The organism is Streptomyces sp. AC558_RSS880, from assembly GCF_019049255.1.
Classification (GTDB): domain Bacteria; phylum Actinomycetota; class Actinomycetes; order Streptomycetales; family Streptomycetaceae; genus Streptomyces.
This window is the reverse complement of the sequence record NZ_JAGMUJ010000081.1, coordinates 120,998-135,071: the sequence shown is the minus strand read 5'-3', so window position 1 is coordinate 135,071 and position 14,074 is coordinate 120,998. Positions and strand designations below refer to the sequence as shown.

Below are 14,074 nucleotides of genomic sequence, written 5' to 3'. Positions count from 1 at the left end.
AACACGATCTCGATCTCCGGCTACCACATGGCCGAGGCGGGTGCCTCGCCCGCGCAGGAGATCGCGTTCACCCTCGCGGACGGCATCGAGTACGTGCGCACGGCGGTCGAGGCCGGTATGGACGTGGACGACTTCGCGCCGCGGCTGTCGTTCTTCTTCGTGGCGCGCACGACGATCCTGGAGGAGGTCGCCAAGTTCCGTGCGGCGCGCCGGATCTGGGCGCGGGTGATGCGTGAGGAGTTCGGTGCGCGGAATCCCAAGTCGCTGATGCTGCGCTTCCACACGCAGACGGCCGGGGTGCAGCTGACGGCCCAGCAGCCCGAGGTGAACCTGGTGCGGGTGGCCGTCCAGGGTCTGGCGGCGGTGCTCGGCGGCACCCAGTCGCTGCACACCAACTCCTTCGACGAGGCGATCGCGCTGCCGACCGACAAGTCCGCCCGGCTCGCCCTGCGCACCCAGCAGGTCCTCGCCCACGAGACGGACGTGACCGCGACCGTCGACCCGTTCGCCGGCTCCTACGTCATCGAGAGGATGACCGACGACGTCGAGGCGGCGGCGCTGGAACTCATGCGCAAGGTCGAGGACCTCGGCGGCGCGGTCAACGCCATCGAGCACGGCTTCCAGAAGAACGAGATCGAGCGCTCCGCCTACCGCATCGCCCAGCAGACCGACTCCGGCGAACGCGTCGTGGTCGGCGTCAACCGCTTCCAGCTCGACGCCGAGGAGCCCTACGAACCGCTCCGCGTCGACCCCGCCATCGAGGCCCAGCAGGCCGAACGCCTTTGCAAGCTGCGCGCCTGGCGGGACTTCTCCCGTGTGGAGGAAGCGCTCACCCGGATGAAGAAGGCCGCCGAGGGCACGGACAACGTCCTCTACCCGATGAAGGACGCCCTCGCGGCCGGTGCCACCATCGGCGAGGTCTGCAACGCACTCCGTGACGTGTGGGGCACCTACACCCCCACCGATGCCTTCTGAACCCGCCGTACGAAAGGGTGACACAACCATGCACGACCATATCCGGATCATCGTGGCCAAGCCGGGCCTCGACGGTCACGACCGTGGGGCGAAGGTCGTCGCACGGGCCCTGCGTGACGCCGGGATGGAGGTCGTCTACACCGGTCTCCACCAGACGCCGGAGCAGATAGTGAGCACCGCGATCCAGGAGGACGCCGACTTCGTGGGTCTGTCCGTCCTCTCCGGGGCGCACATGACGGTCTTTCCCAAAGTGATCGGCCTGCTGAGGGAACGCGACGCCGCGGACATCGAGGTCTTCGGCGGCGGCATCATTCCCGAAGCGGACATCGCGCCGCTCAAGGAGCTGGGGGTGGCCGAGATCTTCACGCCGGGAACGCCGACGGGGAACATCGTGGAATGGCTCCGTGACCGGGTCGACGGCACGGTCCGGTCCTGACCGGCGCTTTCACCAGCCGCACGGCGCATGCCGCCGTGCCCGTCCGACCGGCGACGCCGCGGGTGGGAGGGGCACGGCGGCACCCGTGGGCCGAGGTGGTGGCCGCCAACTGCTGTGCGGGGCAGGGCAGTACCGCCCCACGTATAGTCGTGGTCAGACGCGTTCGCCCTCGTCGGCCGGAGGTTCCAGGTGCCCACGTCGCCCCACTCGGACCAGGTGCACGCCGGCCAGGCCCTGTACCGGCCGTGGACACTGGCCATGTACGACATGGTGGCCTTCCGGTTCAACTGCCGATTCCTCTTCCGCGTCCCCGTGTCCGAGGTGGTCGCCATGTTCGACCGCAATGTCTCCCCGAACCATCTGGACGTCGGCGTGGGCACCGGCTACTTCCTGGACAACTGCCGTACCGCGCCTCAGCAGGCCATCACCTTGGCCGACCTCAACGAGCACTCGCTGCGCCACGCGGCCCGTCGCCTGACCCGTTTCGAGGTCGACACGGTCCGGGCCAACGCGCTGGAACCGCTGCCGCTTCCCAAGGCGGCCTTCGGTTCGGCGTCGATGAACTTCCTGCTGCACTGCATGCCCGGCACCATTCGTCAGAAGGCCGAGGCGCTGGACCACGTCGCGGCCTGCGTACGGCCGGGTGGGCGCGTCTTCGGCGCCACCGTGCTCAGCAGAGGCGTACCGGTGGGGGCGGCTGCCCGGGTCGCCTTCTCGGCCTGGAACTGGCGCGGCGTGATGCACAACTCCGAAGACGACCTCGACGACCTGCGCACCGAGTTGGCCGCCCGCTTCCCCACCCACAAGGTCTCCGTCCACGGCTGCGCGGCCCTCTTCGAAGCCGAGGTTCCCTGACGTTCCCGCAGGCGGTCGGCTTTTCGAGGCCTGCGGCAGGGGGGCGACACACGGACCGGGCAGCGCCGTGGCCTCAGCCCTGAGGCTCGTCGGCGAGCGGAAGCTGTTCGACCTGCTCCAGTCCTGGAGCAGGAAGAGCGGAACGGGACGACGCGCCGGTCGATCACCGTGGCCCGGTCGGCGTCGCCGTGGCGATGCGGCTGCCGCTCGGGCCGGAGGACGTCGCCCGCGACGAGACCGGTCCGGCCGCCCGCCGCACGCGTGACGCGGGCGGCCCGGTGTGCCCGGACCGCGGACAAGGCGTCTGATCAGGTCAGTTGTTCCTCAGGCAGCCTTCGTCGGGCCTGTGGCGCGGCGGTCGGGACGGGTAGGGGCGGGGGCGGTAGGGGGTGGGGACGGGCGATGAGGGGTCGGCCCGGCCAAGTAGAGGGGTTGGGAGGCCGTGGGCGGCTCATTAGGTTGAGCCGCAGTCGTGTCGCGCTTGTCCGTCGGTGCGGCCTGCCCCTCCGACGAGCGGAGTTTCACCATGACCGCCCCTTCCGAGGATCGGCTCGTCGACGCGCTGCGGGCGTCCCTGACCCAGAACGAGCGGCTGCGCGCCCAGAACGAGCAGCTCAGCGCGCGCAACGAGGAACTGGCCGATGCCGCGCACGAGCCGATCGCGATCGTCGGGATGAGCTGCCGCTACCCGGGATCCGTCTCCTCCGCCGAGGATCTGTGGCGGCTGGTCGTCGACGGCACCGACGCCATCGGCGACCTGCCGGACGACCGCGGCTGGAAGCAGCAGGTACTGGACCTCGCCGCCACCAGCGACGGCATCGGGCCGGTCCCGCAGGGCGGCTTCGTCGACCACGTCGACCGCTTCGACCCCGCCGTGTTCGGCATCGCACCGCGCGAGGCACTGGCGATGGACCCCCAGCAGCGGCTGCTGCTGGAGACCTCCTGGGAGGTCTTCGAGAACGTCGGCATCGTGCCGTCCTCGCTGAAGCGGAGCCGGACCGGTGTCTTCATCGGCGCCACCGCCACCGGCTACGGCACCGGGGTCACCGAACTGCCCGAGGGCGTGGCCACCTACATGGTCAGCGGCACCTCCAGCAGCGTCATCTCCGGCCGGCTCTCCTACGTCTACGGCCTGGAGGGCCCGGCGGTCACCGTGGACACCGCCTGCTCCTCCTCACTGGTCGCCCTGCACCTGGCGGCGCGGGCGCTGCGCAACGGCGAGTGCTCGCTGGCCCTGGCCGGCGGGGTGACGGTGATGTCCACCGCCAGCATCTTCTACGGGTTCAGCAGCCAGGGCATGATGGCACCGGACAACCGGTGCAAGCCGTTCGCCGCCGCGGCCGACGGGACCTCCTGGGCCGAGGGCGTGGGCCTGCTGCTGGTCGAGCGGCTGTCGGACGCGCGGCGCAACGGCCGTCGGGTGCTCGCCGTACTGCGCGGCTCGGCGGTCAACCAGGACGGCGCGTCGAACGGACTGACCGCGCCCAACGGCCCCTCCCAGCAGCGCGTCATCCGCGCCGCGCTCGCCGACGCCGGCGTCTCCCCCGACCAGGTCGACCTGGTGGAGGCGCACGGCACGGGCACCACGCTCGGCGACCCCATCGAGGCGCAGGCCCTGCTCGCCACGTACGGGCAGCGACGCGACCCGGAACAGCCGCTGTGGCTGGGGTCGGTCAAGTCCAACATCGGGCACTCACAAGCCGCGTCGGGCGTCGCCGGAGTCATCAAGACCGTGATGGCGCTGCGCCACGCCCATGTGCCGCGCACCCTTCACGTGGACGCCCCGTCGCCGCACATCGACTGGTCCGCGGGGAGTGTGCGTCTCGCCGACGAACCCCGCGACTGGCCGCGGACCGGCCGGCCGCGCCGTGCCGCCGTCTCCTCGTTCGGACTCAGCGGCACCAACGCGCACGTCGTCCTGGAGCAGGCGGCGCCCGAGGACGACCCGCCGGCGGCCACGGCCGGGGAGCGGGCCGTACCGGGTCTGCCGGGCCGCGGGCCCGTGCCGTTGCTGCTGTCGGCGGCCACCCCCGAGGCGCTGCGGGCCCGCGCCGGGCAGCTGGCGCGGTGGTGCGCCCGCACTCCGCAGGCGGATCCCGTCGCCGTGGGCGCCGCCCTGGCCTGCCGGCGGACCGCGTTCGAGCACCGGGCGGTGGTCCTGGCCGACGGCCTGGAGGGCGCCCGGGAGCCGTTGAGCGCCCTCGCATCGGGCGGGACGTCGCCGTCCCTGGTGACGGGGGCGGCCGCGGTGCGCGGCAAGGTCGTGTTCGTCTTTCCCGGCCAGGGCTCCCAGTGGACCGGGATGGCGACGCGGCTGCGCGCGGAGTGCCCGGAGTTCGCCGCCCACCTCGCCGCCTGCGAGGAGGCCCTCGCGCCCTACACCGGCCGGCGGTTGACCGAGGTGCTGGACGACGAGGCCGCGCTGGTCCGGGTCGACGTCGTACAGCCCGCCCTGTGGGCGGTGATGGTCTCCCTGGCCCGGCTGTGGCAGGACCACGGGGTGCGGCCGGCCGCCGTCCTGGGCCATTCCCAGGGGGAGATCGCGGCGGCCTGCGCGGCGGGGGCGCTGTCGCTGGAGGACGGTGCCAAGGTCGTCGCGCTGCGCAGCCGGGCCATCGCCGCGGAGCTGGCCGGGCACGGCGGGATGGCCTCGGTGGCGCTGCCGGCCGACGAGGTGCTCGCCCGCTTCGACCGGGACGGGCTGCCGCTGTCGGTCGCCGCCCACAACGGCCCCCGCGCCACCGTCGTCTCCGGCGCCGCGGCCCCCCTCGCCGACTTCGTGCGGGCCTGCGAGGCCGACGGGGTGCGGGTGCGCCGTGTCCCCGTCGACTACGCCTCGCACTCCGCGCAGGTCGAGTCGCTGCGCGAGCGGCTGGCGGCGGACCTCGCGGACATCGCGCCCCGGGCGTGCGAGGTGCCGTTCTGGTCGACCGTCACCGGTGACTGGATCGACACCGCGCGGCTGGACGCCGGGTACTGGTACCGCAATTTGCGGCAGCCCGTCCTGCTGGAGCAGGGGGTGCGCGCCCTGCTCGCCTGCGGCCACGGTGTCTTCGTCGAGTCCAGCCCGCATCCGGTGCTCACGGCGGCGATCGAGGAGTGTGCCGAGACCGTCGAGGCGGACGCCGCCGTCGTCGGCACGCTGCGCCGGGACGACGGCTCGCTGTCGCGGCTGCGCACCTCGCTGGCCGAGGCCGTGGTGCGCGGCACCAGGGTCGATCCGGCCGCGCTGTTCGCCGGTGTCGACGCGGCGGACGTGGACCTGCCCACCTATCCGTTCCAGGGTTCCCGCTACTGGCTGTCGCCCGACGCGGCGGCCGCGGAGCCCTCCGCGCTCGGTCTGGACGCCGCCGGCCATCCGGTGCTCGGTGCCGCGGTGGAGCTGGCCGACCGGGACGCGGTCGTGCTGACCGGTGTCGTCGAGGCCGCCGGTCCGGCCGCGCGGCACGAGGCCGGTGGCCTGCCCGCGGTGGGCGCCGCCGACGTGGCGGAGCTGGCGGTGCGGGCCGCCGACGAGGTCGGCGCCGGCGTGGCGGCGCTGGCCCTGGAGCGGCCGCTGGTGCTGCCCACGACGGGCGCCACCCGGGTCCAGGTGACCGCCGACCGGGCGGGAGGCGCCGCCCGCCGTCTCACCGTGCACGCGCGTCACCCCGACGTCGCCGACGGCCGGTGGGTCCGGTACGCGACCGCCGAACTCACCGAGCCGCCGCCGGTACCGGTCGCGGAGGGCGGCGGGTGGCCGCCCCGGGACGCCGGCCCGCTGCCGTTCCCGGACGACGACGGCCCGGCCGGGGGCGCGGTGATCCGCGGGCTGTGGCGCCGGGGCGACGAGGTCCTCGCCGACGTGGTGCTGTCCGACGGCGCGCGCGAGACGCGCGGTCACCGCATCCATCCCGCGCTGCTCGACGCCGCCCTGCGGGCCTGGCGGCTCGCCGGTCCCGAACCGGACGGCACCGGTGGCGGCCCGTGGGTGCCGACCTCGCTGGGCCGGGTCGCCGTGCACGCCACCGGCGCGGACTCCGCGCGCGTCCGGCTGCGTCCCGGCGCCGACGGCGCGGTCCTGATGGCGCTCGCCGACGCCGCCGGGCAACCGCTGGCCGACGTCGGCCCGGTGGTCTTCGGTCCGGCGGCCCCGCAGGACGCGGCGGCGCCCGGAGGCGTGCCGCGCGACGCGTTCTTCACCGTCGGATGGGCCCCGGTGGCCGGACCGTCGGACGGGCCGGCCGGGAACTGGGCGCTGCTCGCCGACGACCCCGGTCACGGCGCCCTGTCCGCCGCCCTGCGCGACGCCGGCGCCGACGTGTCCGTCCACCCCGACCTGGCCGCGCTGACCGCGGCCGTCGCGGCGGGCGCCCCCGCCCCCGACACCGTCGTCGTCCCCGCCGCCGCGGGCGCCGGGCCGGAGGCCGCCGTCTGCGCGGCCCTGGAGATCCTCCAGGCGTTCCTGGCCGAGGAACCGCTCGCGGACAGCCGTCTGGTGCTGCTCACCCGTACGGCGGTCGCCGCGGGCGACGGCGAGGCTCCCGACCTGACGGCCGCCCCCTTGTGGGGGCTGGTCGGCTCGTCCGACGCCGAACATCCCGGGCGGGTCCTGCTGCTCGACACCGACGGCCCGGTCTCCGCCGGACCGCTGCGCGCGGCCCTGGCGGCGGGCGAACCCCGGCTGGCCGTGCGCGGCGGCGTGGTGCGCGCGCCCCGCCTCGGCCGTGCCTCCACCGCCGCGTCGGCCGGCCGCACGCCGCTCGACCCGGACGGCACCGTGCTGATCACCGGCGGCACCGGCACCCTCGGCGCGCTCGTGGCCCGGCATGTGGTGCGCGGACACGGCGTCCGCCGGGTGCTGCTGCTCAGCCGGCGGGGGCCGGACGCACCGGGCGCCCGGGAACTCGTCGACGAGCTGCACGGGCTGGGCGCCCACGCCACCGTCGCCGCGTGCGACGCCGCCGACCGGGACGCGCTCGCCGCCGTGCTGGCCGCCGTGCCCGCGGAGCACCCCCTCACCGCCGTCGTGCACGCCGCCGGCGTCCTCGACGACGCCGTGCTGGACGCGCTGACCCCGCAACGGGTCGCGACCGTCTTCCGCCCCAAGGCGGACGCCGCCGTCCACCTCGACGAGCTCACCCGCGACCTGCCGCTGGCCGCGTTCGTGCTGTTCTCCTCGGCCGCCGGCGTCCTCGGCACCGCCGGGCAGGCCAACTACGCGGCCGCCAACACCTTCCTGGACGCCCTGGCCGCGCGGCGCCGCGCCCGGGGCCTGCCCGCCACCTCCCTGGCGTGGGGCATGTGGGAGGAGCTGAGCGAGCTGACCCGGCGCGTGGAGTCCGGCCGGGACAGGATGACCGGCGCCGGCTTCGGCACCCTGTCCACCGCGGACGGCCTGGCCATGTTCGACGCCGCGGTGCGCACCGGCACCGCGCTGTTCGTGCCGCTGCCCACGGACCTCGGCGCGTTCGCCCGGCAGCTCGCCGGCAGCGCGCCGCCCCCGCTGTTCCGCGGCCTGATCCGCACCCCGCTGCGGCGTGCCGCCGGCACGGGGACGGACGCCACACCGCGTCTGACCGCCCGGCTGGCCGGTGAGCCCCCCGCCGAACGCACCCGGATCCTGCTCGACCTCGTCCGTGAGCAGGCGGCGGCCGTCCTCGGCCACGCGGGCGGCGACGCGGTCGGCGCCCGGCGGCTCTTCAGGGAGCTGGGCTTCGACTCGCTCAGCTCGGTGGACCTGCGCAACCGGCTGGCCGCCGCCACCGGCCTGCGCCTGCCGGTCGGCCTGGTCTACGACCATCCCACTCCGCACGCCCTCGCCCAGCACCTGCGCACCCGGCTCACCGGTGACGAGGAGGAGGCCACCGCCGCGGCCCCGGCCGCCGCGCACCGCGAGGGGCCGGCCGACGACAGCGACCCGGTGGTCGTCGTCGGGATGAGCTGCCGGCTGCCCGGCGGCATCGCGTCGCCGGACGAGCTGTGGGAGCTGCTGGTGTCCGGCGGTGACGCGGTCGGGCCCGCCCCGGACGACCGCGGCTGGAACCTGAACCGGTTCGCCGCCTGGAACGACGCCATGCCCGGTGTGGGCCTGCTGTCCGAGGGCGGCTTCATCAGCGGTGCCTCGGGGTTCGATCCGGCGTTCTTCGGCATCAGCCCGGAGGAGGCGCTGGTCATCGACCCGCAGCAGCGGCTGCTGCTGGAGCTGGCCTGGGAGGCGTGGGAACGCACCGGTGAGGACCCGCGGCGGCTGCGCGGGTCGCGCACCGGCGTCTACCTCGGCACGTTCTTCCAGAACTACGTCTCCGACCTGCGGCAGGTTCCCGAGGCGAGTCTGCCGTACGTGTCCTCCGGCGCCGGTTCCCCCTTCGCCTGCGCCCGGGTGGCCTACACCTTCGGCCTGGAGGGGCCGACGCTCACCGTGGACACCGGCTGTTCGTCCTCCGGCGTCGCCCTGCACCTGGCCCGCCAGGCGCTGCTGCGCGGCGAGTGCGCCTCCGCGCTGGTCGGCGGTGTCACCGTGCTGGCGTTCCCGGCGGCCTTCGAGAACCTCGGCGGCATCGCCGCGGACGGCCGCTGCAAGTCGTTCTCCGCCGACGCCGACGGCACGGGGTGGGGTGAGGGCGCCGGTCTGCTGGTCCTCGAGCGTCTCTCCGAGGCCCGTCGGCGTGGCCACCGGGTGCTGGCGGTGATCCGCGGCTCGGCCCTCAACCACAACGGGGCGAGCAACGGGATGACCGCCCCGCACGGCCCCTCGCAGAGCCAGGTCATGCGGCTCGCGCTGGCCGACGCCGGCCTCGGCCCGGCCGACGTCGACGTGGTCGAGGGGCACGGCACCGGCACTCCGCTCGGCGACGCCGTCGAGGCCGAGGCGGTCATCGACGCCTACGGCCGGCACCGTCCCGCCGACCGTCCGGTGTGGCTGGGCAGCGTCAAGGCCAACATCGGTCATCCGCATGCCGCGTCGGGTGTCGTCGGGGTCATCAAGACGATCCTGTCGATGCGGCACGGCATCGTGCCCGAGGCGCTGTACACCGCCGAGCCGCTGGCCGAGGTCGACTGGGAGGGCGGCGGCGTCGCCCTGGCCCGTCGGGCCGTGGCCTGGCCGGAGACCGGACGGCCGCGCCGCGCCGGGGTGTCCTCGTTCGGCGGCAACGGCACCAAGGTGCACGTCATCCTGGAGCAGGCGCCCGACACGCCCGAGGCGCCGCTCCCGACGTCCTCCCCCGACGCCGGGACGGCCCCGCCGCCCTGTCTGCTGTCGGCCCGTACGGGCCCCGCCCTCGCCGCGCACGCCCGGAGGCTGCGCGACCGGCTCGCCGCCGACGACACGGTCACCCCGGCCGAGGTCGCCCGGTCGCTGGCCGCCCGCACCGCCTTCGAGGAACGCGCCGTCGTCCTGGCGCAGGACCGGGCCGGACTCCTCGACGCGCTGACCGCCCTGGCCGCCGGCGCCCCCCACCCGGACCTGCTCACCGGCCGGTCCGGCGGCGAGGGCGCACGCCTGGCGGTCCTGCTGTCCGGCGCCGACGAGCGGCGGCCCGCCGCCGAGGCCGAGCTGTACACCGCGTACCCCGCCTACGCCCGGGCCTGGGACGAGGCCGCCCGCGCCCTCGCTCCCCACCTGGACGAGCCGTTGGCCGCGCCGGGCACACGGGACGCGCGGGACGCCGTGGCGCACGCGGAGGCGGCCGCGTTCGCGGCGAACGTCGCCGCCCACCGGCTGCTGGAGAGCCGCGGCCTGCGCCCGGACACCCTGATCGGCCGGGGCGGCGGACAGGTCGCCGCCGCCCACCTCAGCGGCGGCCTGACCCTCGCCCAGGCGGCCCGCGTGGCCGCCGGCCGCACGGACGGCCTGGAGGACCGTACGGCCGCGCCGCCGCGGACGGCGGCCCTGACGGCCGGCAGCGGCGCGCGGATCGACGCCGGGGCGCTGCTCGCCGGTGCCGTACCGGACGACGGCGAGGCGGCGGCCGGACAGGACGGCCCGGCCCACGGCGCCGACCTCGTGGTGGACCTCGGGTCCCCCCGCGAGGACCGGCCCGGCGCCGGCGCGGTCACTGTCCACCTGTACCAGGACGGGGCGCCCGCCCCCCGGGCGTTCGCACGGGCGGTGGCCCGGCTGTACGCGGCCGGCGCCGACCTGGACCACACCGCCCTCGTCCAGGACGTCCACGCCCGGCCGGTCGACCTGCCGACGTACCCGTTCCAGCGCGAGCCGTACTGGCTGGGCGCGTTCCGGCCGAGTGCCACCGACGGAGGGAGCAGCATGACCGACGAACCCACCCGCAAGAAGATCATCACGGAGTACTACCGCAGGCTCAACGCGGGTGACGTCGACGGGGTGGTCTCCATGTTCGCCCCGGACGGCTACATCGAGGACCCCCTGGGCGCCCCCGTCACCCGCGGCCACGAGGCGCTGCGCCACTTCTACGACGTCACCATCCGCCAGGCCGACATCAAGGACACCGTCCACTCCGTCGTCGGCGCGCACGACGAGCGCCACGTCGCCGCGTCGGTCACCGCCGACCTGGTCAACATGGAGGATCCCGACCGCAAGCGGGTCACCGTCGACGCCGTGATGACGTTCCGCATCGGCGACGACGGGCTGATCGAGGAGGCCAGGACCTTCTGGGGCACCACCGACGTGAGCATGTGAGGTCACCGTGCCCGACGAGAATCTCTGCAAGCACCTGGTGGTGGAGCACTGCCGCCGGGTGAACGCCGGCGACCTGGAAGGGCTGCTCGCCCTCTACTCGCCCGAGGTGACCTTCGAGGACCCGGTCGGTACCGGGACGCGCACCGGGATCGAGGCGCTGCGCGCCCACGCGGGCGCGGCCATCCAGTGCCACGCCTACGAGGACGCCGGCACACCGGTCGCGGCGCAGGACGGCGCGACCGCCGCGGTACCGGTCGTCACGACCATGAACTACCTGCCCTGGGGGCCGAATCTGGTGCGCCTGGGGTTCATCCCCGCGCCGCCCGAGGACAGCGGTCCCGGCACCCGTGTCCGATTCGAGTACGTCATGACCGTCAAGGTCGGAGCGGACGGGCTGATCTCCGGGATGCAGGGCTACTGGGGGCTGTCCGACGTGGTGTTCCTCGGCCCCGAATGACGCGGGCCTCCGGGCCGTGAACGACGACTTGAAGGGTGTGGCGTACCGATGACCGACTCGAAGCGCGCCGTGGTGCTGGGCGCCGGACTCGCGGGGATGCTGACGGCGCGCGTCCTGGCCGACCACGTGGACTCCGTCACCGTGGTGGACCGCGACACGATGCCCGACGGCCCGTACCTGCGCAAGGGGCTGCCGCAGGCGCGGCACGCGCATCTGCTCATGTCCGGCGGCGCGCGGGCCGTCGACGGACTGCTGCCCGGCACCACCGAACGGCTGCTGGCCGCGGGGGCGCACCGGATCGGTCTGCCCGCCGACGTGGTGTCGCTGACCGCGTACGGCTGGCAACAGCGGTTCCCCGGCACCCAGTTCATGATCACGTGCAGTCGGGAGCTGCTCGACTGGACGGTCCGCACCGGCGTGCTGCGCGACCGACGGATCACCCTGCTCGACGGGACGGACGTGCTGGGTCCGCGCGTCCGCGCCGGGCGCGTCACCGGCGTCGCCCTCCAGCCGCGCGACGGTTCGGCCGGGCCGACGGAGCTGGCGGCGGACTTCGTGGTCGACAGCACCGGCCGGGGGTCGCCGGCGAAGAAGTGGCTGGCGGAGCTGGGAGCGCCCGCCGTGCGGGAGGAGACCGTCGACTCCGGGCTGCGCTACTCCAGCCGCGTCTTCCGGGCGCCGGCCGGGGCGGAGAAGGACTTCCCCGTGGTCAGCGTCTACCCGGACCACCGTTCGGGGCGGCCGGGGCAGAGCGCGGTGCTCGTCCCGATCGAGGGCGGCCGGTGGATCGTCACCGTCTCGGGCACCCGGGGCGCGGAGCCGCCGAACGGCGAGGAGGGCTTCGCCGCGTTCGCCGGGGCGGTACGGCACCCGATCGTCGGTGACCTCATCGCCACCGCCGAGCCGGTCACCGAGGTGCAGGGGTCGCGCAGCACCCACAACCGGCGGCTGCACTACGAGCAGGTCACCCCGTGGCCCGAGGGCTTCGTCGTCCTCGGGGACGCGCTGGCGGCCTTCAACCCGGTGTACGGGCACGGGATGAGCTGTGCCGCGCACAGCGCCCTCGCCCTCGACGGCGAGCTGCGCCGGTCCGGCGGCCTGGTCCCGCACCTCGCCCGGCGCGCGCAGCGGGCGGTGAGCGCGGCGATCGACGACGCCTGGATCCTGGCGACCACCCAGGACCTCGGCTATCCGGGCTGCCGCGCGGAGGTCACCGACGCCCGCCTGGCCGATCCCTCCCCCGCGGGACGTCAGTTCGCGGACCTGGTGTCGACGGCGGCGCTCTCCGAGCCCGCCGTGGCGGCGGCGACGATGGAGGTCACGACGCTGTCCGCGCCGCTGACCCGGCTGCGGGCGCCCGAGGTGGTCGCCGCGGTCCAGCGGCTCGCCGCCCGCCCGGCCACCGGTCCCGTCGTGACCGAACCGCCGCTGCGCAAGGACGAGTCGGCGCTGCTGGGCCGCTGACGGCGCGACGAGAGGGGGCGGTCGGCTCAGGCCGACCGCCCCCTCTCGTGTGCTCCCGACCGGGGAAGGGGGTCAGGACTCCTCGCTGCCGTCGAGGGCCAGACGGATGAGGTCGTCGGTGTCCATCGCGGCGATGGACGCGACGGCGGTGTCGGCGAGCGCCTCGACGGCATCGTTCCCGTCGGGCGCGCCGACCGGTTCCGGGGCGAGCTCCTCGCGGAGCCGACGGGCGAGTTCACCCGGGCTGGGGTGGTCGAAGACCAGGGTGGCGGGCAGCCGCAGCCCCGTGTCGGCGGTGAGACGGTTGCGCAGTTCGACCGCGGTCAGCGAGTCGAACCCGAGATCCCGGAAGGCCCGGTCCGGGTCGACCGCTCCTCCCGAGCCGTGTCCGAGGACCGCGGCGACGTCGGCGAGGACCAGGTCGAGCAGGAGCTCCTCCTGGTCGGCCGCCGACAGACCGGCCAGCCGCTGGTCGAGCGACGGTCCGGTCGCCGCGGTGCCGGCCGAGGCGGCACGCCGGGCCGGCCCGCGGGCGAGTCCGCGCAGGATCGGAGCCACCAGGCCGGCCTGCAGCACGCCGCTGTCGATCCGCACGGGCGCCAGCAGGGCCTCGTCGGTACCGCGAGCGGTGTCGAACAGGGCCAGTCCCAGGTCCGACGCCATCGGCATGATCCCGCCGCGCGCCATCCGGGCCAGGTCGGCCTCGGCGAGTTCCCCGGTGAGTCCGCTGGCCTCCGCCCACAGGCCCCAGGCCAGCGAGGTGGCGGTCAGGCCCCGGGCGCGCCGGTCCTGGGCGAGGGCGTCGAGGAAGGTGTTGGCGGCGGCGTAGTTGGCCTGTCCCGCGCTGCCGAGCAGGCCCGCGAGGGAGGAGAAGAGGACGAAGGCGGCGAGGTCGTGGTCGGCGGTCAGTTCGTGCAGGTGGACCGCGCCGTCGACCTTGGCCCGCAGCACCCGCTCCAGCCGGTCGGTGTCCATGGTCTCGATGAGGCCGTCATCGAGCACCCCGGCCGCGTGGACCACACCCGTGAGCGGGGCGGTTGCCGGGACGCGGTCGATGACGGCGGCCAGTGCGTCACGGTCGGCGGCGTCACACGCCTCCACACGCACCTGCGCACCCAAAGCGGCCAGCTCGGCCACCAACGCGTCCGCACCCGGGGCATCCAGACCACGCCGACTGGTCAGCACCAGACTGCGCACGCCGTGCTCGGTGACCAGGTGCCGGGCCACCAGAGCACCCAGCGTGCCCGTA

At 75.0% G+C, this 14,074-nt stretch carries 7 protein-coding genes; 6 read left to right on the top strand and 1 reads right to left on the bottom strand.

The genetic code is table 11. The features are described 5' to 3' along the window. The 6 genes from KUM38_RS24795 to KUM38_RS24770 all read left to right on the top strand — a co-directional run. Positions 1-975, top strand: a 975-nt coding sequence (locus KUM38_RS24795) for an acyl-CoA mutase large subunit family protein (protein WP_217131787.1), incomplete at its 5' end; no start/stop codon positions are given. 28 nt (positions 976-1,003) lie between these two features. Continuing rightward, positions 1,004-1,411, top strand: a complete 408-nt coding sequence (locus KUM38_RS24790; protein ID WP_217131785.1) for a cobalamin B12-binding domain-containing protein — start codon at positions 1,004-1,006, stop codon at positions 1,409-1,411. Positions 1,412-1,600: 189 nt separating this feature from the next. Further along, positions 1,601-2,266 (top strand): class I SAM-dependent methyltransferase, encoded by a 666-nt coding sequence (locus tag KUM38_RS24785; protein WP_217131783.1) that lies wholly within the window; start codon positions 1,601-1,603, stop codon positions 2,264-2,266. A 526-nt stretch (positions 2,267-2,792) separates the two neighbouring features. Then, the gene (locus KUM38_RS24780; RefSeq protein ID WP_217131781.1) at positions 2,793-10,904 is read left to right on the top strand and encodes a type I polyketide synthase; all 8,112 of its coding nucleotides are present in this window, start codon (positions 2,793-2,795) and stop codon (positions 10,902-10,904) included. 7 nt (positions 10,905-10,911) lie between these two features. Next, positions 10,912-11,361, top strand: a complete 450-nt coding sequence (locus KUM38_RS24775; RefSeq protein WP_217131764.1) for a nuclear transport factor 2 family protein — start codon at positions 10,912-10,914, stop codon at positions 11,359-11,361. A 48-nt stretch (positions 11,362-11,409) separates the two neighbouring features. Continuing rightward, positions 11,410-12,825 carry an NAD(P)/FAD-dependent oxidoreductase gene (locus tag KUM38_RS24770; protein ID WP_217131762.1) on the top strand — a complete coding sequence of 472 codons (1,416 nt, stop codon included), beginning with the start codon at positions 11,410-11,412 and terminating at the stop codon, positions 12,823-12,825. Positions 12,826-12,897: 72 nt separating this feature from the next. On the opposite strand, the gene KUM38_RS24765 is transcribed toward KUM38_RS24770, so the two are convergent. Beyond that, positions 12,898-14,074 (bottom strand): beta-ketoacyl reductase (locus tag KUM38_RS24765; RefSeq protein WP_217131760.1); only part of this gene is annotated, 1,177 nt, incomplete at its 5' end.